Source organism: Acinetobacter sp. ACNIH2 (assembly GCF_002934965.1).
Taxonomy (GTDB): domain Bacteria; phylum Pseudomonadota; class Gammaproteobacteria; order Pseudomonadales; family Moraxellaceae; genus Acinetobacter; species Acinetobacter tandoii.
Window position 1 is genome coordinate 359,655 of sequence record NZ_CP026412.1, and the last position, 24,315, is coordinate 383,969.

At 38.6% G+C, this 24,315-nt stretch carries 20 protein-coding genes and 1 pseudogene; 7 read left to right on the top strand and 14 right to left on the bottom strand.

Features of this window, described 5'->3' with window-relative positions:
• Positions 1 to 20 precede the first annotated feature (20 nt).
• The 6 genes from C3F34_RS01705 to cxpE form a co-directional block, all read right to left on the bottom strand.
• Positions 21 to 179 carry a GlyGly-CTERM sorting domain-containing protein gene (locus C3F34_RS01705; protein ID WP_104440969.1) on the bottom strand — a complete coding sequence of 53 codons (159 nt, stop codon included), beginning with the start codon at positions 177 to 179 and terminating at the stop codon, positions 21 to 23.
• A protein-coding gene (locus tag C3F34_RS01710) for an IS4 family transposase (protein WP_104442269.1) occupies positions 176 to 1,266 on the bottom strand; the annotation gives its coding sequence in 2 pieces (ribosomal slippage) (positions 176 to 726 and positions 726 to 1,266; 1,092 coding nt in all). Before C3F34_RS01710 ends, C3F34_RS01705 begins: the two co-directional genes overlap by 4 nt.
• Positions 1,267 to 1,299: 33 nt before the next feature.
• On the bottom strand, positions 1,300 to 3,624 hold the full coding sequence (locus tag C3F34_RS01715) for a CSLREA domain-containing protein (RefSeq protein ID WP_104440970.1): 2,325 nt from the start codon (positions 3,622 to 3,624) through the stop codon (positions 1,300 to 1,302).
• A gap of 15 nt (positions 3,625 to 3,639) precedes the next feature.
• On the bottom strand, positions 3,640 to 5,460 hold the full coding sequence (gene rbtA, locus C3F34_RS01720; RefSeq protein WP_044740139.1) for a rhombotarget A: 1,821 nt from the start codon (positions 5,458 to 5,460) through the stop codon (positions 3,640 to 3,642).
• A gap of 360 nt (positions 5,461 to 5,820) precedes the next feature.
• Complete coding sequence (gene hda, locus C3F34_RS01725; RefSeq protein WP_016165940.1) at positions 5,821 to 6,525, bottom strand: DnaA regulatory inactivator Hda; 705 nt, start codon at positions 6,523 to 6,525, stop codon at positions 5,821 to 5,823.
• A 24-nt stretch (positions 6,526 to 6,549) separates the two neighbouring features.
• Positions 6,550 to 7,758 carry a chloramphenicol efflux transporter CxpE gene (gene cxpE, locus C3F34_RS01730; protein WP_104440971.1) on the bottom strand — a complete coding sequence of 403 codons (1,209 nt, stop codon included), beginning with the start codon at positions 7,756 to 7,758 and terminating at the stop codon, positions 6,550 to 6,552.
• A gap of 134 nt (positions 7,759 to 7,892) precedes the next feature.
• Here cxpE and purM point away from each other — a divergent pair, with 134 nt between their 5' ends.
• Together purM and purN are read left to right on the top strand one after the other, a co-directional pair.
• A complete protein-coding gene (purM, locus tag C3F34_RS01735) occupies positions 7,893 to 8,963 on the top strand; it encodes a phosphoribosylformylglycinamidine cyclo-ligase (protein WP_104440972.1) in 1,071 nt (356 codons plus the stop codon).
• Complete coding sequence (gene purN / locus C3F34_RS01740) at positions 8,960 to 9,592, top strand: phosphoribosylglycinamide formyltransferase (protein ID WP_104440973.1); 633 nt, start codon at positions 8,960 to 8,962, stop codon at positions 9,590 to 9,592. Before purM ends, purN begins: the two co-directional genes overlap by 4 nt.
• A 57-nt stretch (positions 9,593 to 9,649) precedes the next feature.
• Here purN and C3F34_RS01745 read toward each other — a convergent pair whose 3' ends face one another.
• Together C3F34_RS01745 and sppA are read right to left on the bottom strand one after the other, a co-directional pair.
• Positions 9,650 to 10,444 carry an alpha/beta fold hydrolase gene (locus C3F34_RS01745; protein WP_104440974.1) on the bottom strand — a complete coding sequence of 265 codons (795 nt, stop codon included), beginning with the start codon at positions 10,442 to 10,444 and terminating at the stop codon, positions 9,650 to 9,652.
• Positions 10,441 to 11,466: a signal peptide peptidase SppA gene (sppA, locus tag C3F34_RS01750; RefSeq protein WP_016165935.1), complete on the bottom strand. Its 1,026-nt coding sequence runs from the start codon at positions 11,464 to 11,466 to the stop codon at positions 10,441 to 10,443. The genes C3F34_RS01745 and sppA overlap by 4 nt, the downstream gene beginning before the upstream one ends.
• A gap of 131 nt (positions 11,467 to 11,597) precedes the next feature.
• Between sppA and C3F34_RS01755 the strand changes: the two are divergent.
• A pseudogene (locus tag C3F34_RS01755) lies at positions 11,598 to 12,544 on the top strand (lysophospholipid acyltransferase family protein).
• Here the strand turns inward: C3F34_RS01755 and C3F34_RS01760 are convergent.
• The 3 genes from C3F34_RS01760 to C3F34_RS01770 all read right to left on the bottom strand — a co-directional run bounded on the left by C3F34_RS01760 (position 12,534) and on the right by C3F34_RS01770 (position 16,940).
• Positions 12,534 to 14,942 carry a DNA internalization-related competence protein ComEC/Rec2 gene (locus tag C3F34_RS01760; protein WP_104440975.1) on the bottom strand — a complete coding sequence of 803 codons (2,409 nt, stop codon included), beginning with the start codon at positions 14,940 to 14,942 and terminating at the stop codon, positions 12,534 to 12,536. The pseudogene C3F34_RS01755 and the gene C3F34_RS01760 overlap by 11 nt on opposite strands.
• Before the next feature lie 86 nt (positions 14,943 to 15,028).
• Positions 15,029 to 15,712, bottom strand: coding sequence for a lipoprotein-releasing ABC transporter ATP-binding protein LolD (gene lolD / locus C3F34_RS01765; protein ID WP_104440976.1), 684 nt, complete (start codon positions 15,710 to 15,712; stop codon positions 15,029 to 15,031).
• Positions 15,705 to 16,940 carry a lipoprotein-releasing ABC transporter permease subunit gene (locus C3F34_RS01770; RefSeq protein ID WP_104442277.1) on the bottom strand — a complete coding sequence of 412 codons (1,236 nt, stop codon included), beginning with the start codon at positions 16,938 to 16,940 and terminating at the stop codon, positions 15,705 to 15,707. Before C3F34_RS01770 ends, lolD begins: the two co-directional genes overlap by 8 nt.
• 25 nt (positions 16,941 to 16,965) lie before the next feature.
• On the opposite strand from C3F34_RS01770, the gene C3F34_RS01775 reads away from it, so the two are divergent.
• Complete coding sequence (locus C3F34_RS01775; protein WP_104440977.1) at positions 16,966 to 17,535, top strand: PilZ domain-containing protein; 570 nt, start codon at positions 16,966 to 16,968, stop codon at positions 17,533 to 17,535.
• A 9-nt stretch (positions 17,536 to 17,544) separates the two neighbouring features.
• Here the strand turns inward: C3F34_RS01775 and C3F34_RS01780 are convergent, their stop codons facing one another.
• Both C3F34_RS01780 and C3F34_RS01785 read right to left on the bottom strand, forming a co-directional pair.
• Positions 17,545 to 18,456 (bottom strand): DMT family transporter, encoded by a 912-nt coding sequence (locus tag C3F34_RS01780; protein WP_104440978.1) that lies wholly within the window; start codon positions 18,454 to 18,456, stop codon positions 17,545 to 17,547.
• A gap of 12 nt (positions 18,457 to 18,468) precedes the next feature.
• Positions 18,469 to 18,945 (bottom strand): YaiI/YqxD family protein, encoded by a 477-nt coding sequence (locus C3F34_RS01785; protein ID WP_016165928.1) that lies wholly within the window; start codon positions 18,943 to 18,945, stop codon positions 18,469 to 18,471.
• A 281-nt stretch (positions 18,946 to 19,226) separates the two neighbouring features.
• Here C3F34_RS01785 and C3F34_RS01790 point away from each other — a divergent pair, with 281 nt between their 5' ends.
• Positions 19,227 to 20,156, top strand: a complete 930-nt coding sequence (locus C3F34_RS01790) for a hypothetical protein (protein WP_104440979.1) — start codon at positions 19,227 to 19,229, stop codon at positions 20,154 to 20,156.
• A gap of 419 nt (positions 20,157 to 20,575) precedes the next feature.
• Positions 20,576 to 20,716, top strand: coding sequence for a hypothetical protein (locus tag C3F34_RS20385; RefSeq protein ID WP_016165926.1), 141 nt, complete (start codon positions 20,576 to 20,578; stop codon positions 20,714 to 20,716).
• A gap of 58 nt (positions 20,717 to 20,774) precedes the next feature.
• On the opposite strand, the gene serC is transcribed toward C3F34_RS20385, so the two are convergent.
• Positions 20,775 to 21,854, bottom strand: coding sequence for a 3-phosphoserine/phosphohydroxythreonine transaminase (gene serC, locus C3F34_RS01795; RefSeq protein ID WP_044740150.1), 1,080 nt, complete (start codon positions 21,852 to 21,854; stop codon positions 20,775 to 20,777).
• A 1,042-nt stretch (positions 21,855 to 22,896) separates the two neighbouring features.
• Between serC and C3F34_RS01800 the strand changes: the two genes are divergently transcribed.
• On the top strand, positions 22,897 to 24,315 hold the full coding sequence (locus C3F34_RS01800) for a TolC family protein (protein ID WP_228155321.1): 1,419 nt from the start codon (positions 22,897 to 22,899) through the stop codon (positions 24,313 to 24,315).

Here is a 24,315-nt window from a genome sequence, read left to right on the forward strand (position 1 = left end):
AGTTAATACCAACACTTAATTTAACGCTTTTTTGTTTGACTATGACGGCGATACAAACCTAAACCCAACAAACCCAATAAACCCCACCATCCAATTGAACCGCCGCCACCACCAGAGGTGACTGTATTCTTAGCTGTGTTATTTAAATAAATTTTTGCTCTGTACACGACAAATTTCATAGGGCCCTTGTCCTATCAGGCTTTTTCTTTCTTAAAATTGCTAGCACTTTCTTAAATTCTTCTTTTTTTCCAAAACCAATCAAACGTAGAATAGCCATCTGAACATAGTCCAAACCGTAGCGAAATAAACTTACTGAAAGTCGTCCATGCTTCTTTAGTTTTATCGCTTTTTTTCGATCATGTTGCCATTCACCTGTTAAATAGCACCAACAGAAACCGATCGCTAGCACTGCTATCAATTTCTTGACTCGTCTAGGGTCTGTTAAACGAGTATTTTCAAGATTGAATCCACGTCCTTTGAGACAACTAAATAAGGTTTCGATTTCCCAGCGTAATGCATAATCACCAATAGCAGAAGCATTAAACATAGGAGAAACAACAAGTAAAAGTTCTCCATCTTCTAATCGTAGCGCACTAATATACAGTTTCACTCGACCAACCCAAATACGTCGTTTACGACATTCTGTTTGACCAACTTGAAGATGACGAAATAAATCACTAATTTTATGATTCTTGGCTAAGTGATTGGTCACAATAAAGTTTTTTTAACACGTATACAGAAGTTAATGTCATTTTCAATTAACCATGTAAACCATTTCTCACCGATAAATTCTCTGTCTGCGAACACATTCACAATACGATCTTTACCAAAAATGGAGATAAAGCGTTGAATCAAAGCAATACGCTCTTTTGTATCTGAATTTCCACGTTTATTGAGCAATGTCCAAACAATAGGTATCGCTATTCCACGATAGACGATGGCTAACATCAAGATATTGATATCTCGTTTTCCCCATTTCCAGTTGGTTCTATCCAAAGTTAATTGGACTTTATCGAATGAAAATATATTGAAAATTAACTGAGAAATTTGACGATAATCGAAATACTGATCTGCAAAGAAGCGTTGTATACGTCGATAAAATGATTGTGGTAAGCACGTGATGGGTAAGGCTTTAGATGCAGAAGAAAGATTACATGTCTGTTTTACAATTAATGCCAGCATAATCAGTGTAAAACATTTTACACGTGACTTGTTCCACTTTAGATATTTGTTTAAGATGAGATGTAACTCATTGAAATGTGTCATCATATTCGTCGTCAGAAAACAAGTATTATGCCATTATTTCAATGAGTTGTCTTTTTTTGTCGTGTACAAAGAAATTTTTGCTCGATTTGAAGCCAAGCCTTCCGCATCAAATACGGTATATTCCAAAATCTGGTCGAATGGGCTGTAATTATTTTTTACCTGCACCACCAAGTCGCTCGAATAACAAGTATCTCGCATGGCACTTCCAGGACATGGTCCATGCGGAACTGACGGGTCAACCATCATAGCACTGGGTAAACTATCCAATCGAATTGCCAATTCTTGACCCGCTTCATTACGATAAAAATCGGCTTTATTCAATCCAGCAATACTGGCTTTGGGACCATCATCATCAAAATCATTTTCAAGTGGATGCAAGGAAATTTTCTGGCTAGACCCATATTGCAAGCTGTAAGTATCCTCTTTTGCAATAGGAGCAATATTGGTAAAACTTGCGCTTAATAAACCAGAAGTGGTTTTAGTTGTATCCGCTTTCGAGGTAATACGATAAATACATAATGCACTTTCACCAATGGTAGAAATACTGTCATCCAGTCGATAAAACATGATTCGTTTAAGTTCTGGTACCCATTCACATTTTAACTTCGGATCTTGATCACCAATAAATTGGAAGTTACTGCCTTCACCAGAATAATGCCCCACACCTAAAACTTGGGTATTAATCGTATAATTTTCTGCATTCAATGCCTGAACCTGAGACTCGTTATTGACCCATTGTTCATCTGGCAATGCTAGCGCAAATGGATCAATATAAATTGCACGGTACTTGGCATACTTTTCAGTATTGCTCTTCAAATCCTTAAAAGCGCTCAATTCAGCTTGATATTGTGTTAAATACTTTGCATCCGTCGATTTATCATCAATTCGTTTTTGATATAAATCAATCGCTCGCTGATAGTCAGCGATCATCTGTGAATAAGATAAATTTTTTAAATTAATAATATCTGCTGCAGTTAGACGCATCAGCTCAACCGAACCAATATCACATGTATTTTTCATACTCGGATTGAGAATTAATGTGGCATCCGTAATGCGACTAAATCCGCGTTGATCAACATCACTACATCCTACGGTACCTAGATTGACCAAATCATTTGCTGTCTGATTATTTCTAGGATAATACAGCGGTAGATATTCAGTATTGGCATTCGGTTCTGTATATGTAGTCAGTAATGTTGCCATCGAAATATTACTGACATCAATATTGGTGTTGGTCCCAGAAACATTACTTTCATAAGCCACCTTCGGCAGATTACATTGCCCTGTTACAGCGGCCAATTGCAAAGCATTATTGATTGCACTCATATTGAGCTTGGCATCGGTCACATTCCCGTTATTCAAAGCATAACGGCATGACTGCCCCGAGTTATAAGCCAACACATTAAACGAAATATTTTTACTCCCTAATTGATCGTAAAGTAGTGTACTGGCCGCATTGTTCTCAACAATGGTATTACTGAGCAATGTCAGCGTGCTATTTTCACTTAAATTGGCCTGCGTGGCATTCGAAGAGACATTTTTAATGATTGCCCCTGTACTGCTATTCGCCTGATTTTTAGCAATCGTATTGGTTTGTAATAATATTGATGCTTCACCACAAAGATCCAACATACTCTGATTATTCGCTGCACCATTCGCCACAAGACTACTGTTTTGAATGGTAATGTTCGGCTTGGTGAATAACAAATTATTCAGGCACGTCATTGCTAGAACGCTACCCTGTCCTGCTTGGTTACCTTGTATTAAGCCATGATCGATAGTCAAAGCGATGTTGCCATCAAGGTAAATTGCACCACCTTGTGCCGCACGTGAATTTATAATGGTAACATTAGACAAATTAATGTCTGCACCAGCATAAATAGCTCCACCCAATCCAGTACTTACCGCATTTGCCAAAGTTAAGTTTTTAAATGAAACCCCATATTTGGACAAAGAACTATTCAGAATCCGTGTTTGATTTTCTCCACTGATGGTTGTTTTAATCGCGGTCGTGGCAGGATAAGTATTGGTCAATACATGTTTCTTGGAATAATCAAGCGGTTCAGCACCATAAATCTCTATCACTGATTGCGGGACCAATTCACGCTTCAGTTTATAAGAGCCTTCTTTTAACTGAATCCGATCTTTTTGCCCTAAACGTGTATCACCTGCATTACATCCACCAAAAGCTTTATTATCGGCGGCAGTTTTTATGGCTTCGCGTAAAGAACATTGATTTAGATTCTCACCATCTTCATCATCAAACGTAGTGACATGAATAAATGTATCTTCTGCTGCCATCAATGACATTGCAGAAAGTACCATTAACGTCAGTAAACCTTTTTTATAATTTTTCACGGTCAATTCCCTTGCCTATTTCTTGTAACGACGTAATCCAATTAGTCCCAATAAACCGAATAAACTGAATACTCCTGCACTCCCGCCAGAAGTTTTCACTTTACTACTTTCCATTTGTCCAGCTGGTGCCTGAGAGACTTGCACTTTTATCTCTAAATAAGGGTTTTGAGAATCATTGAATCGTGTAGTTGTCGTGACTAAGCGAATCTTGAAAATATCAGCACCATGCCAGTTCCCATTCGGCTTGTACTGAATGTTTCCTTCCTCATCTATCGTTAAAGTCCCTTTAGGCTGAGTAATTGTTGGAACAACCTGTAAGCATCCATCTTGCCAAGCACCACCCGCTGGATTCATCCCCAATAAGGCTTCACATTGATCTTTCGGTAAAAGCTCTCCATCACCCAGTAAATCGGCAACCGACATTTTCGCAACTTCACCGTAATTGATATCATCCCCGATTAACGCGATTGTTGTTGGAAACACTAACTCAATAGCACCACGGTCACAAAGGACATTATTTGAATCACGTACTTGTCCACGCTGATCACTCGATTCACATTCGACCCGTGCAGTGTCAGAACCTGTAGATTGTTTACCCTTATTAACGATTAAAGAATCACTCAAGTTTTGATAAGACACCAATAAACGTGGCTTAAAGTAACCTAAAAAATCACTCGTTCCCTGATTAAATGGACAGACTAAACTTTGTCGGTCTAAATTTGCACTGCTACATTTTCCTTCAATTGTACTGCCTGCAACTAAAGCCGTTTGGGTCAAAATATCATTCGGATACTCTGCTAATCCTTGTCCACAAACCGCAGAAACTAAATTATTTTGTAAAATGCTTTGATCACCAGACTCAAATTTACAATCTTGCTGATTTGTAATCGGATACGGATTCCCCACCAAAATACTGTTTGCCAGAAAAGCTTTTCCCTGAGGAGCAACAAACTGGATACCTTGGGTATTCCCAATTATGGTCAGGTTATTTAAGCCAATGCCATCACGTAAATTCAGCAAGTAACCTTTATTCTGTAGAAAAGTACTGTTCTTAATAAAATTGGCGACATTTAATATAGAAGTCGGCAACTGATTGGTATTGAATAATAACGATGAATAAATGCCTGCCGATGTAGTATTTGCTGTCTCATTATTTCGAATAACACTGTTGAAAATTTTATAAGCAGGACGTTGGGTAAATAAAACCGCACCTTCATTGGCATAGTTTTTCTCAAACAAACTATTCTGGATTACAACCAAACTATCCGTCGTATTTTCTATCGTTGAATTACCGACGTTATAAATTGCCCCACCTTGAGCAGCATATCCACCTGACAATGCTGCATAACTTAATTGCAAATATTCATTGTTATAAATCAGTCCACCTTGTTGAGCACATTGAACCTGACCACAACCTTGTAGGCTGATTTCATACAGAGCTACACTCAGTAACTTCTCTTGTGAACCATCATCAATGCGTAAAATATTATCTTTCGCCTGCATTTGTAGCACGGCATTGTTTTTACCTAAAACAGGCGTCTCATTAAAATCAGCCTCATAATTGGTTTTAATGGTTAATTCACGCTGAATGTTTAAGTGTGAATTGAGTTTATAAACTTTCTGCTTCTCTAATAAAATGACAGGACTTGCATCATCCCCACCACAGCCAAAATATCCTTCTTTAGGCATATCTTTATTGATATAGTTTACGGCCTCTCTTAATGAACATTCTTTATCATCCTTAACAACATCTTCAGTGGTGGTGACACTAATATTTGCACTATAAGCATGCCCCGCTAGACATAACATTCCCACACCAATGCTCTGCTTGAGCATACATCTCTCCTTAATTTTTTAATTATCTTGTTTTTCTAGATTGCATCTTCTAAACAATTTAATGCAATCTGATTGCAGTCCTTTTGCTGTACAGCCTAAAAGATGCCAATACAAATAAAATTGACTAAATTGCCAAATTCTTTGGGCATTAAGGCAACTACAGCACGATTGCACTGCATATTTTCTGAGCTAAGATAAGATTTGAATGGGTTTGGACATACTGAGGCTTCATGCTGATTTGCAGCATCATGTTCTCCTTAACTTACATTTCTATTATTTTTCTATGCTCGCAAATCCCTGCGATGCGAATTTATCAGTACTTTCTCATAGCTATTTAAATTACTCAAGCGCTTTTATCTATTACTGATATTCATCAATTAAGGCATAAATCTGTCTTAAAGTGGCATGACTGAGTTTAGTCTTTTCGCCTTTAAGCAATTGAATTAACTGCTCTAAAGTTTGTAAAAGTATCGAAGCCTGCTGTGGGCCATGTAACAGAAGATAATCAATAATTTGCTGATCAATATGAATGCCACGTCGAGCCAGCACTGAACTGACTAAAATTTGTCGATCTGCATATAAACTGCCAGTCGGAACTTTGACACTGACCGCTTGGGTTAATCTGGACTGCAAATCTGGTAATTCTAATTTCAATTCAATTGGTGCAAAGCGAGAGGAAAAAACCAGTTGTCCGCCAACTTCATTATTATAATTGATCAGGTGAAATACTGCTTTTTGCCAATGCGGGACACCACAAATCGCTTCGATATCATCAAGTGCCACCAAATCATAGCGTTCTAAAGAAGTAATTGCTTCTGTAGGCGCATCCAGTAGCTCTAATAATGAAACTTTAATCGCAGATTTCCCCACATCCAAATAAGAATCACAAATCGCAGAAAGTAAATGGCTTTTACCTGTACCCGCACCACCATAAACATAAAAGCGATTCATCAAACCTGCATGTAACTGGCGAATTGCATCAATCACATGCCCCCATCCCGGACCAGAAAAATCACTGATTCGGGCATCAAGTTGAGGTTCAATATCTAATTGCAGTTGACGCATATTTATGTTTAAGCCTTATACGCTTTATGGTTTAGGTTCGATGTTACTTGATTTTTCAGCTACTTGCTGATCTTTCGCAATTTGATCTTTAATTTCAATATCCACTTCCATTTGTGACGTTTCTATACTAATAGAATTTGTTTCAGCAAAGGAAGTCACAACTGCTTGCGTACCATACAACTGACTCTGTTCATACCATTCTCGTGCATGTTTAAGCAGCACCACAATCACCGCAGCTACAGGCAAAGCAATTAACATCCCTAAGAATCCTGCCAATTGTGCCCCCGCCAATACCGCAAAAACCACGGCAACAGGTGATAACCCAATCTTATCGCCCAATAAGAAAGGTTGAAGAATATAACCTTCTACAGCTTGACCAATCATAAAAACCACAACAACCAAAGCCAAATGCATCCAGTCCAATCCAAATTGGAAGAGCGATGCAATCACTGCAGCAATAATCCCGACCGCAAAACCTAAATAAGGAATAATACTGGCCAAGCCCGCCACCATACCAATAATCAGACCGACTTCAAGACCAATTAATTGCAAACCAACCGCATAGACAATACCGAGCAACAACATGACCAAAAATTGACCTTTCACAAATGCACCAAGTACGCTATGGCATTCACCCACAATTTTTAAGGTCGATTCTTCATAAGGACGGGGAATGAGGCGACGCATACTATCAAGCATACGATCCCAATCTAACAAGAAATAAAAAGCAATAATTGGGATAAGAACTACAGTCCCACCGACTTGAATAAAACTCAGTCCAGACTGGGCAATTTTCAGTGCCATCGCCTGTAAACTGTCTGCGCTATAATTGGTCTGAATATAGTCCATAACTGCCGCAGACAATTGATGTTTATCAATTTCCATCTGCACTAAATTAAAAGTACGCGACAGCCAAGGTAAAAAAGTATCATTCAGCCAATGAATCCCTGCTGGAATACTACTTTTAGCATACATTAGCTGCTGCCAAATTAAAGGTACCAAATAAGAAATCGCTAAAGTTAAGGCTACACCAATTCCAATAAATACGATGCTAATCGCTAACCAACGCGGCAATCCAAACTGATGGAACTTTTGAACCAATGGATTAAATAAATAAGCGACTAAAAAGGCGACAATAAAGGGCAATACAACAGGCTTTAATAAATAGAGTACCCACAAAATAAGTACAATACCCGTAAGAATAAAAATGCGCCGCAAGGTTCGGTCGACCATATAAACCCGCCTTTTTCGATTTAATCGTTATAAAAAGTAAAATATTTAATTAAAGATAGCATTTTAGAGCATAAATAACATAAGAGTTTCGTTTATTCAGGTTATAATCCCCGCGCAAATGCGGAGACTTCACTATGAGCAACTCAACTTCTACCCCAAACACTGGTTTAAGCTATAAAGATGCAGGTGTCGATATTGAAGCGGGCGACGCACTTGTCGATCGAATCAAATCTGTCGCTAAGCGTACAACTCGTCCTGAAGTGATGGGCGGATTAGGTGGCTTTGGCGCACTATGTAAAATTCCTAAAGGCTATGAAGAGCCTGTTCTTGTATCTGGCACAGATGGTGTGGGTACTAAATTACGTTTAGCATTGAACTTAAACCGTCATGACACGATTGGTCAAGACTTAGTTGCGATGTGTGTAAATGATCTTTTAGTGTGTGGGGCAGAACCATTATTCTTCCTTGACTACTATGCAACAGGTCACTTAAATGTTGATGTCGCTGCTGATGTCGTTACAGGTATTGGTAAAGGCTGTGAGCTTGCTGGCTGTGCATTGGTAGGTGGTGAAACTGCTGAAATGCCAGGCATGTATGAAGGCGAAGATTATGACCTTGCAGGTTTCTGTGTAGGCGTCGTTGAGCAAAGCAAAATCATTGATGGCTCTAAAGTTAAAGCGGGTGATATCTTAATTGGTGTTGCATCAAGCGGCGCACATTCAAATGGCTACTCTCTGCTTCGCAAAATCTTAGACGTGAAAAATGTCGATCTTACTCAAATCGTAGATGGCCGCCCACTTGCTGACACAGCAATGGAACCAACACGTATTTATGTCAAACCAATTCTTGAACTTTGCAAACAAGTTGATGTTCATGCAATGGCGCACATCACTGGTGGCGGTTTACCTGGTAATTTACCTCGTGTATTACCAAATGGTGCTCAAGCGATTATTAATGAATCTTCTTGGGAATGGCCAGAATTGTTCAAACTTCTTCAAAAAGAAGGTGGTGTTGAACAATTCGAGATGTACCGTACTTTCAACTGTGGCGTAGGTATGGTTATTGCTGTTGATGCAAATGATGCAGATAAAACCATTGCACTTTTAACTGAACAAGGTGAAAAAGCTTGGGCTATGGGTCACATCGTAGACAACGCAGAATCTGTTGAAGGTGCTGACGAGAAAATTCGCGTAATCTTTGCATAATGAAAATTGCTGTCCTTGTTTCAGGAAGTGGTAGTAACTTACAGGCCCTCATAGACGCACGTCTATCAGGGCAAATTGTAGGTGTAATTTGCAATAAGCCTGAAGCGTACGCGCTAAAACGTGCTCAACAAGCAGGCATCCAGACTGCTGTCATTGAGCACAAACAATATCCAACTCGAGAAACATTTGATGATGTAATGCATCAACAGTTATTAGATTGGAATATTGATTTAGTGGTATTGGCAGGTTTTATGCGTATCCTAAGTGCTAAGTTTGTCCATGCATGGGAAGGGAAAATGCTCAATATTCACCCTTCTCTTTTGCCACACTATAAAGGTATGCATACCCACCAACGTGTACTAAATACAGGTGATATGTATCATGGTTGTACCGTGCACTATGTCACCGCAGAGTTAGATGCGGGACAATCTCTGGCACAAGGTGTATTGCAAGTTGCTCGTCATGATGATGTCGATAAACTTGCGCAGCGTGTGCATGAACTCGAACACTTGATCTATCCTCAAGTTGTAGAATGGATCTGCACAGGTGCCTTGCAATATCACAACACCAATACCGTGATGTATCGCAATCAAGTTTTGAATCAACCGATTCAATTTTGCAAACTGTAAAGAATAATATTCCAATAAAAAATGCATCCTCGGATGCATTTTTTATTGGATTCTACTCTATTGTTGAATCAGTTTTTTTATCACTTCTACCGTCGTTTCAGGGCGTTCCAGAGGGAACATATGCCCTCCTTCAACCACACTAAATGGAATACCCACTTTTTTCTTAGCAACTTGCGGAAAACCGTGTTTTAAAAACTCACTTTGATTCCCAACCACCAAATGCATCGGAACTTTAGGTTTCGACATAGGTAACCACCACCAAGATGGTGTATTACGAAATATTGCAACTTCAGCAGCTTTAGGAATGGTCAAGGTTACACCACCGCGCTCCGCATCTTCGATTAAGGCATGATCTAAATAAGCCTGAAAACACTCAACATCAAATTTTTGATATAAGTTTTTCGGTCGCAACATTTCACCTGCCTGTTCACGAGACTCCCAATGATCACGGCGGCGATTACTTAGACTTGCTGGCGTCATACGATCTACCAGTTTCGGTTGAAACAGCTTCGCAGTGTGGAACAGTAAAGAGGCTTTACCCATAATCAGTGGTGGATCAAGCATAATCACTTGCTGAAATAATTCAGGTCGCTTATATGCTGTCATCATGGTCAAGACAGAACCTAAAGAGTGCCCCAATCCAATGACAGGACGCCCATGGGCCTGACGTACAATACTGTCGGTCAGCTGATCCACCAAGTGCGGCCAATGATTGGTCACAGGGTAACGTTGGTCAGTTCCGATGAGTGGAACATAGACAATATCGTAATCTTCCCGAAGTAGATTAAACAGCTTCTCGTAGACTTTAGATGGTACGCCATTGGCGTGTGCAAAGTGGATCAGTGGTTTCATTGTAGTTTTGTCGTTTGCTCAGCTTGAACTTGCTCTGAGAGTGAAGTTGCAAAACCTTGTCCGATTGAACTTCCCATACGCCCCAGAACAGAATCCAATGGATTATATTGAACGGTATAGTCCACTGTTTTATCGATTTTCAGTTCACGTTTCAAGCTATTTAGACTACCTGTACGGTCAGCAATCCCAAGTTTTACTGCTTGCTCACCTGTCCAAAATAGTCCAGAGAAAATTGCAGGGTCTTGCGATTTCAATTTGGCGCCACGACCTTTCTTAACCGCGTCAATGAAGTGATCATGTACATTATCTAATACGGCTTGTACATGTGCCTTCTGCGCAGCATCAACGGGTTGAGTCATTGATAAAATTGCTTTGTTTTCACCCGAAGTCATTGTGCGGTCTTCTACACCCAACTTTTGCATCAACCCATTCACACCATAATTCGGCATAATGACCCCAATAGAGCCGACTAAACTCGATGGGTTGACAATAATTTCATCCGCCGCAGAAGCAATATAATAAGCACCTGATGCACCAGTATCACCAATAAGAGCATACAGTTTTTTATCTTTATGCTGTTGTTTTAGATATTGAATTTCTTGCCAAATTTCATCTGACTGGACTGGAGAGCCACCAGGTGAATTGATATTTAAGACAACGGCTTTACTATTGTTGTTCTCGAATGCTTTCTTCAAAGATTTGATAGTGTCTTCACTATTCACACTTTGTTTATCAGCAGCAATTGTGCCAATAATATCAACTACTGCGATATGTGATCCTGTAGTTGAACTGACATCTGTAGGAGCAGTGCTACAGCTTTTACCCAAAATTACCAAGATGAAGAGAAGATAAGCAAAAGTCAGCAACTTAAAGAATATGCTCCAACGACGTGCGCGACGTTGCTCTTCCACGGAAGCCAATACGGCTTTCTCAAGAATTTGCCATTCTTTTCCTGACTGCTTTTCTAAATTTTGTTGTGTAATATGACTTTCGTTTTGTGGTTTAGGTGGCCAATCGGACATTTAATATGATCCAATAATGAATAAAATTACCCCCATTATATACATGCAGACGCAATAAACTATTTAAACCCTGTATTTTCGCCTATAATAATTACTGTTTTTATATTTCTTATCCTCATATTTTTTAGGCAATGACTGACAAAACTTCAAAAACAATGACTGATCGCGTACTCCAATTTGTAAGTCGACAACCTATTCAAATTTCTCGCATGATTGCCCGTTCACTCGCGAGTTTAGTGAACGTATTAAAAATTTCTAAAACATCACAAACAATTCGTCTCAATCTTGAAATTGCGTTACCTGAACTGACTGGCCAGCAACGTGAATTGATTATTAAACACGCTATTCGAAATGAACTTATATCCTATTTTGAATTCTTTAGTATTTGGGGCTCAGAAAATCAGAAAAACATCTCACGGATTCATTCAATTACTGGTGAACAGTATTTACACGATGCGCTGGCTGAGAAAAAAGGGGTGGTATTAATTGTCCCACATTTTGGCACTTGGGAAGTAATGAATGCTTGGGTCGCTCAATTTACTGAAATGACAATTCTCTATAAACCTGTAAAAAATCCATCAGCAGATAATTTCGTACGCAGCGCGCGCAGCCGTGAACAAGCGAATCTGGTTCCGACTGATGAAACGGGTGTACGACAAATTTTTAAAGCATTAAAACAAGGTGGAACGACCGTTATTTTGCCCGACCACACTCCCAATGTTGGCGGGGAGCTGGTTCCTATGTTTGGTTTACCATTAGAGTCGAGTAATTTAAGTGCCAAGCTAATTCAAAAACTAAAGCTAAGGCATTGTTATTATATGCAATTCGTAATGATGTGCATGGCTTTGATATGCATATAGAGCCAATTTCTGATGAAATTTATCATGGCAGTGCCAATGATGGTACAGAAGTTATTCATCATGAAATTGAAAAACTGATTCAACGTTTCCCAGAACATTATCATTGGAGCTATAAGCGTTTTAAAGCTAATCCAGCGCTACGCAATCTCTATAACTTACCTCATGAACAAGCCATATCGTTGGTCACGAAAATTAGACAACAGCAGACTAGCGATTAAGCCAACGCTGCCGATCACGATAAAAATTTAATTGTATCGTTTGATCCTGTGCCTGTATAAATTGAATACTTCCCTTATCAATTGTGCTATAAAGCGGAATCTTAAGTTCATTTAAACGCTGTAGAGTCAGTTTACTTGGATGCCCATAACGGTTATTAAATCCCGCAGAGGCAATCGCAATTTTGGGTTTTAATTGTTTTAAAAAATCATAAGCCGAACTGTTTTTACTACCATGATGCCCCAATACCAGAACATCCACTTTTAAATCTGGATAGTCCTTTAAAATCTGATATTCTGCTTCCCACCCTGCGTCCCCCATAAGTAAAAAGTTGGCATACGGTTGGGCATTTTGCACTTGAACATAGAGGACACAAGAAAGCTCATTTTGATTATCAGTAACTTCAGTTAATTGCTGCTGTTTTGGTGATAATACCTGTATTTTGACACCCTCTAATTGCCATACCTGTCCTGAATGACAATAATTGAATTGAGACTCAGGCATGACGTGTACCTGCTCATTACTGTAAATTGTTTGAATAGGCAAAGTTGAACGTAAAGAAAAGTATGCGCCGCTATGATCTTGGTCTAAGTGAGTCAATACCAACTGATCTAAATTAGATATTCCCCTGCTATTTAAAAAAGGACGAATGAGTTGCTGTCCTACACTAAATTTTTGTTCATCATAATGACCACCCATATCAATCATCATCTGCTGATCGTGGTTTTGTAAAAAAATAGCTTGCCCCTGCCCAACATCTAGAATTTGTAATTCAAACGCATGTTTTGATTCATCCAGTATAAAAATCGGTAAAAAGCAGACAACGCTCCAACTTTTTGGCACAACACCCGGAGGTAAAAACAGAATAATCAAGCCCAAAATCAGCCCAAACATCACTGTCCAGCTCATGGCAATATTTTGTAGCGTTGAACCGAATATCTGATCACCAGTATTTAAAATTGAAAGTAAAAAAGACACACCTAGATCATTCAATTTAAATAACAAAGTTCCTAATGGAGGAATAACCCACAAACACAGGGTCGCAATAATGCTTAATGGAACAACAAGCAGACTTAACCATGGTAATGCCAGCATATTACTGAATGGTGCAATCCAGACCACTTGTTGAAAGAAAACCAACATCAAGGGTAATAACGCTAAAAATATTTTCCATTGTGATTCAAATAAAATAGCAATGTATAACTTAAGTTGTGCATAACGCGTTAGCATCAACTGCTCAGACTGCTGCTGTATGGTTTGATAAATTCTTAACAACACTAAACAGGCGCAATAAGACAACCAAAAGGCAGCGGATAAAATACTAAAAGGATCTAAAAACAGTAGAATTGCAGCACTGAGGAGGAGTACTTGCAGGGCTTGTAATTTGAATCTCAATAAAATCAGTACAGCAACAATACAACTGGTTAACAGTGTCCTTAATGCAGGAATTTCAAACCCCACAAAAGCCGTATAGAGCAATACTCCCATACAAAATGGAATCACCAATAAATAAGGTTTGGGATAACGTAAATACCAACTGGGTGTAAAACGGATAATTAACCGATGAATCATCCAACACAACATTGCTGCAAAAATCAAAACATGGGGACCAGAAATTGCCAATAGATGACTGAGTCCCATACGTTTAAATAATGCTTCAACGTCGGGGTTCAATAAACTTTGGTCACCTGTTAACAACGCTAAAAGTAAACCTGAGTGATGTAAGGATTGCTGTTGTAATATATTTCGCAACTTTAATCTTTGTCGCTCAATAGCTAACTGTATTTCAGCAACTATACTATGCTGCTGTCTTAGATAGGACATGAACCCCATAGCATAAAGCTGTTGTTCAGTCAGCTTTTCTGCTTTTTTTACTCGAAATGCAGCCATGATGTTTTGCTGCAAAAACCATTTTTCTTGATCAAATGCACCTTCAATTGCATAACTATGGGCTGGTAACACCTCTCCATACAATCGGTAGTATTGCCCCAATTCAAGCTGACTATCTAAGGATGGATAGACATAAGCTAACCACTTCACAGGTTGCTTTCGATCATTCAATACCATAATCTGCTGTTGAATATGTTTTGATTGAAGCTGATTCAATGATTTTACATGCACAATCACTTCAGTAGGTTTCGCGGTCAATTCACGTAAAGAGAGACGCTGTGTTAAAGCACTATCTGCGTATACGTAAGCCAAATTAAAACTCAGCAAACACAATAAACTTAGCCTTATTAATCGAATCGATGGCAAATTGAGTTGTGGGAATTTAAAGAGAACACATTGAACAATCAAACATACTATTGCCAATAGAGCACAAGTTTGACCTGTCAGTGCCCAAACCTTTCCCATACCCGTGATACCTAAAATCCAAGCGATTAATATGTAATACATCATTATTTTTCATATTGTTTTTATGCGTGCCGCACATCATAAAGCCCACCAAGGTGGGCTTCAAGTACAAGATAAGAATTTAAATTTTATTACGGTTCAGCCCAAAGGCCATCTTGCATATGCAATATAGAATCTGCCGTTTGTGCCAATTGTTCATCATGCGTGACAATCAACATCGCCATATTAAATTCTTGACGTAAATCGCTGAGTAATTCAAAAATTTTAACCGCAGTTTTCCGATCTAAATTTCCTGTAGGTTCATCCGCCATCATTAATGCTGGTTTTGCTACCAAGGCACGTGCAAGTGCAACACGCTGACGCTCACCACCTGATAATTCACCAGGCTTATGCGTTAAACGATGCGATAGCCCAACACGATTTAATAAATATTCCGCCTGTGCTTTGACGTCTTTATAATTCGTCCCTTCACGTAACATTAGCGGCATCGCAACATTTTCTAAAGCAGAAAATTCAGGTAATAAATGATGGAATTGATACACAAAACCGAGATGCTGGTTACGCAAATAGCCTCGTTCAGCTTCTCCCATATGGTCAAAACGCTGACCATTGAGCCAGACTTGCCCTTCTGTAGGACGATCTAATCCCCCTAACACATGTAGCAAAGTACTTTTACCAGAACCACTTGAACCTACAATCGAAACAAATTCACCAGCATGGACTTTTAAAGATAGACCTTTAATCACTTCAACCGTTGATTTGCCATCGGTAAAATGTTTAACCACATTTTTGGCTTCTAATACCACGTTACTCATAACGCAAAGCCTCCGCAGGTTGAATTTTAGCAGCACGCAAGGCTGGGTAAATGGTCGCCAAGAAACTTAAAATTAAAGACAGGCTGACAATAATCACCACATCTTGCCATCTTAAATAGGATGGTAAGTAGTTGATAAAATAAGCATCAAATAAATGTAAACCGAGTGTAGTATTTACCCAATCAATGAAACCACTGATTCCTGTCGCCAAAATAATACCTAAAACTGCACCCGCTACAGTACCAATAACGCCAATAACCGTACCCTGTACCATAAAAATTTTGGTAATGGTCGCGGGTGAAGCACCAAGAGTTCTTAAAATCGCAATATCTGCCTTTTTATCAGTGACTACCATCACCAGTGAAGAGACAATATTAAATGCTGCAACCAATACAATCAGGAACAATAGCAGACTGACCATCGCCTTTTCCATTTGAATGGCACTGAACAAATTACCGTGGGTATAAGTCCAGTCTGAAGCGTAATAATTGCCTGGCAATTCGCGTACAATTTCGTTACTGACTTGTGGTGCAACAAAAATATCATCTAACTTTAAACGTATTCCTTGTGCACCATCAGGCAAACGAAGCAACGTTGATGCGTCATTCAGGGCAATATAGCCCATCATGGAGTCTACTTCCGCTCCAATGCTAAATATGCCAACAATTTTAAAACGCTTGAAGCGTGGCACCACACCCGCAGGTGACGGCGTTGCTTCAGGCAAGACCAACGTGACACTATCGTTCAAACCCAAGCCCAACGCATCGGTTAATTGCTTGCCTAAAACAATGCCAAATTCGCCTTTTTTCAATTGATCAATATTACCTTCGACCATGTGATCTTGAATAATCGAGACTTTTTTCTCGTATTCTGGCTCAATACCTGTCACCATAAGACCAGAGACCTGACCATGTGCAGTAATCATGCCTTGTAATTGAGTAAATGGCGCAACACCTTTAACATGCTCATGCTGTTCAACTTTTTTTGCAAGTTCAGGCCAATCTGTTAAAATTTGTGTTGATGAAACAGTGGCCTGAGGTATCATGCCTAGTACACGGTTTTTTAATTCTCGGTCAAACCCATTCATCACAGATAAAACTGTAATGAGAACAGCCACACCTAATGTGAGACCGATCATTGAAACCAGAGCAATAAAAGAAATAAAGTGGTTGCTACGCCGTGCGCGAGTATATCTTAACCCGATGTACAGCGAGATTGGTTTAAACATACCATCTAGTCCGAGGTAATACATTATGGAAAATTTACAGCATCAAAGCGCCTCAGCGGAACGTAGAGTTATGTCACGTATCGATGCTGCCTTGCGAATTAATTATCAGATTATTTCTGATGATGTTGCTCTTAATGATCCTTACGATCCAAATTTTGTCTTGCCCCGCTATTTTCTACTACTCGCAGAATTAGATCAATTTGATCTGGCATTAAACTACGAATTAGAACAATTAACTGAAAAAGATCAACAAATTGCTCGAATATTATCCTTATTCAATCAAAAATTAAACCTCATTACAGGCTCTTTATACGACGCAATTGTACAATCCATGTTACCTGTGCCTGAACATGTCAATTTTTCTGAGAGTGGATTTAGTTTTCACAGTGACCGTGAAATTCAGGAAGGCACTTACATTCATGTCACTTTGAGTCATCCTGAAAACTTCTTCCACATTGCTGCGACGGCTCAGGTGGTTTACAGTCGCGACGAAGGCAAAGGAAAATACCGCACAGGTGCCTATTTTATTACATTACACCCACAAGATCGGGTCAAATTGGCTGAATGTGTCGACTTGGAACAATCCAAAGATTAAGCTTGCGGATTATTTGGATCGCTTGAGTTTAAGAGCGAGCTCTCTGCTCGCTTTCAAATCTCGATAAAAATAGGTAAATAAACCCAACAATAAAATGCCCGCGCCGACAAAAACCATTACCGACAACATTTCTTGATTCAACAGAGCACCAATCAACATTGCTAGAATTGGCGTCATGACTGTGGTTAATGAAATGGTGGTCGGTTGTAAGTTTTGTACCAATTTAAAATAACAGAACATCGCAATCAGAGATGCCATGATTACGGTATAAAATAATGCCAATATCGATTTTACTTGTGGCATATGAGTAGGTGCATACTGCCAAATAAAAGGAATTAAACAGGCCGCCACAATGCTCGATACCAAAATTGAACCTGTTGCTTGCGCAATAGGATTGATTGGTGCATTGACTTTTTTGACCCAAAACATCGATAAAGCATAAATAAATACGCTAAGCAACATCAGCATAATGCCGATTGGATGCACATGTTGCTGACTACCTGTAAAGCAAATAATCGCTAAACCTGATACCGAAATCGTCATGCCCAACCATTGCAGTCGATGTAATTGTTGCTGAAAAGCAAAACGACCTATGAGTCCCGCCATAATCGGAGCTAAACCGAACATCAAAGCAATCATCCCTGAGGATAAATAACGGGTGGCCATATAGGTAAAAATTTGCGAGCCAATAAAACTTGCAGCACCTGCCAAATAACTTCGCAAACTGATTCGATCAAATGGCAAATGCACTTTCAGTACATAAATAAGTCCCAAAGCCAAAGGCAAGGCGATAAAAAATCGCAAAACCAACGCCCACATTAAATGGATGTCTGAAACACTCCATACAATGGCTAATGGTGTGGTTGCCCAGATGAACACCAATAAGGCATAGGTGGACATCAAATTGGCTTTGGATGGCATAGTCAATTCCATTTAAACGCTAGTTTTGCGCTTTTGCTTTTGAATCGTTTGATCAAGACTGCTCGAAAATTCGCGCTTATCACGTTCTGAAATTGGCGGTGGACCACCAGTTTGTACACCTGCTCCACGTAAGGTGTCCATAAAATCACGCAAATGTAGACGTGCTTTTACATTGGCAGTGGTATAAATTTCACCACGGGGATGAATGGCAATCCCCCCTTTCTCAATCACTTGAGCCGCCAATGGAATATCTTGTGTCACTACAATGTCATTGGCTTGCATACGCGATACAATTTCTTGGTCGGCTGCGTCTGCGCCACTCATCACTTGTATGGAGTTAATACGCACCGAAGGGGTAATACCCACGTTTTGGTTGGCAACAAAAGTTACCTCTAACTGGTAACGATCTGAAGCACGTAAAATCACTTCACGTAAAATTTTTGGCAATGCATCAGCATCAACCCAGAGTTTAAAAGCTAACACAGGCATCTACGATATTAAAAATTTCACTCAGTGTAACAAAAAGCTCTGCATTACTCTGCTGTTCATTTTAAATATACTTGAAAAGTATAATATTAATAAAAGGCAAGATGAAAAACGCGTTAACTTAAAATTGGGATGCTCACAAATATACAACATGCTTTCCTTTCTCAGTCCAGATTCATCACTTAGTTTGTATTTTTACCCTTATTTTCATCCAGATAGACTTGAAATCTCCAAATCACCCTCGATTAATAGATTAAAGCCACTGAACATTCAAAATTGTGCTTATGAAAAATCAAAACAGACCAGAAATGATCAGCATTGAAGATCAAAACTTCGGCAGTCATATTGAGCATTGGAATCTGCTGACAGAGAATCCAGCCACTGAAGTTCCCAAATGGTTAGGTCTGGCGCTTGATGAACCCATCATGCCAATGGGACTTTGCCGTGAAGAATGTGATATGGATGCATCTGTATGGCTGATTCAAGGTCCTAGCAAGGAAAAAGTACAACTTTGCCAAGTGATTGCTGTTGAAAACAATAAGCCTAAAGCGGTGAAGACCGCTTTTCCAAGTTTTGAAAGCCCGTATAAAGTCAAAGCCTCAATTGAGCGAATTATTAGCTGTAAATCTAATACTCAGGCAGTACTGCGTTTAAATTTAGGCGATAATAGCATTGTTTATGCATTTGATAGTCTCTACAGTGTGAATCATGATCAATACCAAAAAGATCAAACCTATTTGGTTCAATTAAATGCATGGGCCTATGAATTAGAAGCAGTTTCTGAACATGAACAACTGGTAGTAGATGATCCAGCTTCAATTAAACATCACCGTGCCTTGAATGATATTCTGGCTGCAAATGATGGTATTGCACCCGCCAATCTACAAGAGCAAATAGATGCATGGGAGCCTAAATCTGATGATGATAAAGCACCTGTCACTGTCGACTTCTCCAAAATGGTCGCCTATTTGTATGGCGAAAAAATGGGGCAAGAAGATGAGGCTTGGTTCCAAGGAAATATTGTGGGCAAAACTAGCCTAGAATTTATGGGACAAGAATATACGCTCTATGATGTCACGCTTATTCATGATGAAAATCAAGAGGCTACCCTCATTCGTATTGCGACTAAAGATGATCAATATAAACATTTTAATATTGGTCAATACATTCGTGGCAATATTTGGGTTCAAGTGAGTATTCACTCAAAAAATTAATTTTTTCATCAAGATAGCATCTTAAAAAGCGGAATACAGATCATATCGAATCCATGATTTGTATTTCGCTTTTTTTATTTAACTCCCATTAAAAAAAGTCAGCCACATATCACTGCTTATATTTTATCCACAATTTTTTATTTTAAGATTCTTTTTAAATTCAAATAATGCACACTTATCCACAATTTTAAATTTATTTACTGCTGTATTCCTCTTAAAATAAAAAACAAATAAAAACATTTAGTTATAATAATACTGAGTAAAAGTTAGATTTATTGAATATAGATAAGTTATTTAAATTAAAATATGCGCGATTTTTGAATTAATGCAAATTAGTACTTTATTTAATCAATTTTTTATGTCTATAATATGAACAAGCAATAGGATTTAACGATAATATAGATCGGAACGAAATATCTATGAAAATCGTACAAGAAGAAAATTTACAACGCGTTGAAACTCAACTTGAACAACGCTACCCTCTTGATGTGATGTCATGCATTTTTTTTATTTTTGGCATGATGTCATCGGCTTATATTCTGCACCAGTTTATTCTTTAATTTTACGCTTAAAATAAAAAAAACCCATCTTATTCAGATGGGTTTTTGCATATTAGGATTAACCGTTACGTTTTGCAAAGTCATCCATAAAGTTAACCAACGCTTGTACCCCTTCTAAAGGAACGGCGTTATAAATACTTGCACGCATACCACCTACAGAACGGTGACCTGCCAAATTCAACAAGTGATTTTCTTCAGCTTCTTTCAGGAATAATTTTTCTAAATCTGGATTCGCCAAAGTAAATGGTACGTTCATAATTGAACGGTTTGCTTCTGCAATTGGATTTGCATAGAAGTCGCTAGAATCAATATAGCCATAAAGCAATTGTGCTTTTTGCAGATTCACTTGATGCATGGCATCTACACCGCCATTTTCAAGTAACCATTCAAATACTAAACCTGACAAATACCATGCATATGTTGATGGTGTATTCACCATCGAATCATTTTTAGCTTGAGCAGAATATTTCAACAAACTTGGAATTTCTGGTTTCGCTTGATCCAGTAAATCTTCACGAATAATGACCAATGTTAAGCCTGCTGGACCAATATTCTTTTGCGCACCTGCATAAATCAACCCAAATTTAGACACATCTAAAGGCGCAGACAATATGCTTGATGAAAAATCAGAGACCAATGGCTTATCTGTTTCTGGAATGCCAGCGAACTGTAGACCACCAATTGTTTCATTATCTGCATAATGCACATACGCAGCATCATCCGATAAATTCCATTGACTTTGTGGCGTAATCGCGAGTTTGCCGTCAATTTTTGTTCCAGCTTCTACAACATGAATATCGCCATAACGCTGCGCTTCTTGCAACGCTTTTTCAGACCAAATACCCGTATGGATATAGTCCGCTTTGTTGTTTTTACCCAACAGGTTTAATGGAATTGCAGAGAATTGTAGTGATGCCCCACCCTGTAAAAATAACACTTTGTAATTTTCAGGAATGTTCATGAGCTTACGTAAGTCAGCTTCGGCCTTTTCTGCAACTGCAACATAGTCTTTGCTACGGTGGCTCATTTCCATAATGGACAGCCCTTTGCCATGCCAATCCAACAACTCTTGTTGAGCTTTTTCTAAAACGGCAGTAGGTAATGCAGCAGGACCAGCACAGAAATTGTACGCGCGCATGATTTTTCCTTTCAGAGGTGAAACACAATAAAATGATGGCATTTAATCATATCTTGCTCAGGCTTGCAGTAAATTATCCTGAAAATATTTCAATGCTATCGGGTATTTAAAGTCAAAACTTCAATAAAGATCGATTCTTTTTTAGGTGGAATAGCTTTATTAAATGATTTAACAGTCACTAAGTAGCTGACTATACGTACAATTAATGCTGAAATCATCACCATAGCATGAATCAACATCGTAGCTATTAAATAACAGCCCAATTCAACATAACGCTAAACATGAATTTTTTTCTTTTTAGGCCAAGTAAAATGTTGTTCTTTTAAATCTTTCAATAATTTTTCATCATGTATATTAATCCTGTGACATGTAGATTGAGCATACAAATTTTGGCTAGTCACCTCAAACTAAAATACCCACTACATTTGTCGTAGCTTAAAAAAACCGTTGAAAGCAGTATTAAATTCATTAAGCTAAGTATGGGATGATTCAACATAGAAACCAGCACCAACTCACAAGGACTGACCTTACTCTCATCCATTCTACAAATAAGATAGCCAGTTAAAATATGGTGTAAATCATGATATTTTGAGATTTATGTCTTACTACAATATTCGGAAGCGAGATGAGTAAGTAACCATAAGAAACATGAACGGTGCAAAACTCTGGTTCGAGTTGGATCAAGCAAAACCATTGTTCTGATAAAATAAATCTAAGATTTAATGAATATAGATCTGGTCTGATTGCATTGATACAAGTAAATGTAAATTGAAAACGTACGCTGTCATTGCTATTTTTATCTATGTAATTTTTTAAAAAGTTTAAATTTATCGTATTATCTATTTACTGGAAAATGAGTCTAGCATCTGCAACACTCACAATGTAAACGCGCCCGTTTACACCAATAAAATAAAGATCTGTATAATTCATTACAACAACAATGCGAGTTTGATTAATGCCACAGCGTTTTCAATTAAAACCAAGAAAATTAACGCTTAGGATGAATCCCGTTTTCCCTAGTTTTATTTGCCTATGTACGAGTATGCTATTTCATACTCCAAGTTATGCAAAATCAATCAGCTATATTGAGGCTGAACAAAACATACTGACTCAATCCTATAGCACTCGAGCTGCGCAAGCTCTACAACAATCTGCTCAACTGCAAGCCGAAGCAGTGAAAGGGCTCGGACTCCCGCGTATAGATTTAAATGTACGTGCTTATGCCTTCCATAATGAAGTGGATGTGCCACTAAACTCCTTAAAAAACAATCTGGATAATACGCTTACTCAGGGCGTGAATAATCAAATTGATCAATGGCAAAATAATAGTGGCATACCCAGCGGAATTACAGACACGCTAAAAGATAGTGTTGGGCAAGTCATTGACCGTGGCGTTGGATTAATTCCCAATGAAGCGACTGTGAATTTGGATGATCAAGTCGTACGTCCTACTGTTTCTGTTTTTATGCCTTTATATACTGGCGGGTTGACCTCTAGTGCCAAACAAATGGCACAAATTCAGTCAGAGCGCAGCGTTATCAATAACAAACAGCAACAAGACCTTCAACGTTTCGAAATTATTCAGGCTTATTTTAACTCTCAATTACAGACACAATTATTAGCGGCAAGCCGCTTTAATGCTCAAGCGATGCAAACGCATTATCAAAATGCATTGAAATTAGAACAGCAAGGCTTTATTAGCAAAGGGCAACGGATGCAATTTGAAGTTGCTAAAAACAATGCTGAACGTTTAGCACAAAATGCCCAAGCCAACCTACAAGCCAGCTTGTTTCAGTTGAATAATCTACTCCAAAGCAGTGAAATAACAGAATTAAGCACGCCTCTTTTTATCAATACAACCCAAAATCATTCGATTAATCAATTATTAAAAAGTTACCCTGAACAATCCTCTCTGGTTCAAAAATTGCAAAAGGATACTGAACTTGCTGGAGTAAAAGTAAAAGCGGAATCGGCAGCCAAAAAGCCGACTGTATTTGCCTTCGGTGAATACAGCTTAGATGAACATCAAAACTGGATTGTTGGTATTGCCGCTCAGTACAATTTATTTTCGGGCATCGACAAACAAAAAAATATACAAGCTGCTGAATTACAAAGATACGCTTTACAATTAACCACTGAGCGTACCAAGCAAGAAATCGAAAACATGATTTATAAATCATATAGCGAGCTTGAAACTGCACAACAAAGCCATGTTTTACTGCAACAAAACATGTTAGCCGCACAAGAAAATTTACGTATTCAAACACTTTCTTTCAAAGAAGATATGGGTACGGCCACACAAGTCATTGATGCTCAAAATGCCATGACGGCTCTTAAATCTGAGATGGCACTGAATGCTTATAAATATGTGATGTCATTAGCCACTTTATTACAAAGCCACGGTTCTATAGCTGAGTTTCAAAGCTATGTAAATCAAAAAAATACGCAATATATTCGTTAA

Coding starts and splice junctions, on each gene's coding strand:
- C3F34_RS01775 (WP_104440977.1), top strand. CDS start 16,966: ATGGAAAATTTACAGCATCAAAGCGCCTCAGCGGAACGTAGAGTTATG.
- rbtA (WP_044740139.1), bottom strand. CDS start 5,460: ATGCTCAAGCAGAGCATTGGTGTGGGAATGTTATGTCTAGCGGGGCAT.
- lolD (WP_104440976.1), bottom strand. CDS start 15,712: ATGAGTAACGTGGTATTAGAAGCCAAAAATGTGGTTAAACATTTTACC.
- hda (WP_016165940.1), bottom strand. CDS start 6,525: ATGCGTCAACTGCAATTAGATATTGAACCTCAACTTGATGCCCGAATC.
- C3F34_RS01800 (WP_228155321.1), top strand. CDS start 22,897: ATGCTATTTCATACTCCAAGTTATGCAAAATCAATCAGCTATATTGAG.
- C3F34_RS01790 (WP_104440979.1), top strand. CDS start 19,227: ATGAAAAATCAAAACAGACCAGAAATGATCAGCATTGAAGATCAAAAC.
- C3F34_RS01770 (WP_104442277.1), bottom strand. CDS start 16,940: ATGTTTAAACCAATCTCGCTGTACATCGGGTTAAGATATACTCGCGCA.
- C3F34_RS01785 (WP_016165928.1), bottom strand. CDS start 18,945: ATGCCTGTGTTAGCTTTTAAACTCTGGGTTGATGCTGATGCATTGCCA.
- C3F34_RS20385 (WP_016165926.1), top strand. CDS start 20,576: ATGAAAATCGTACAAGAAGAAAATTTACAACGCGTTGAAACTCAACTT.
- C3F34_RS01760 (WP_104440975.1), bottom strand. CDS start 14,942: ATGATGTATTACATATTAATCGCTTGGATTTTAGGTATCACGGGTATG.
- C3F34_RS01780 (WP_104440978.1), bottom strand. CDS start 18,456: ATGCCATCCAAAGCCAATTTGATGTCCACCTATGCCTTATTGGTGTTC.
- serC (WP_044740150.1), bottom strand. CDS start 21,854: ATGCGCGCGTACAATTTCTGTGCTGGTCCTGCTGCATTACCTACTGCC.
- C3F34_RS01745 (WP_104440974.1), bottom strand. CDS start 10,444: ATGAAACCACTGATCCACTTTGCACACGCCAATGGCGTACCATCTAAA.
- cxpE (WP_104440971.1), bottom strand. CDS start 7,758: ATGGTCGACCGAACCTTGCGGCGCATTTTTATTCTTACGGGTATTGTA.
- sppA (WP_016165935.1), bottom strand. CDS start 11,466: ATGTCCGATTGGCCACCTAAACCACAAAACGAAAGTCATATTACACAA.
- C3F34_RS01705 (WP_104440969.1), bottom strand. CDS start 179: ATGAAATTTGTCGTGTACAGAGCAAAAATTTATTTAAATAACACAGCT.
- purM (WP_104440972.1), top strand. CDS start 7,893: ATGAGCAACTCAACTTCTACCCCAAACACTGGTTTAAGCTATAAAGAT.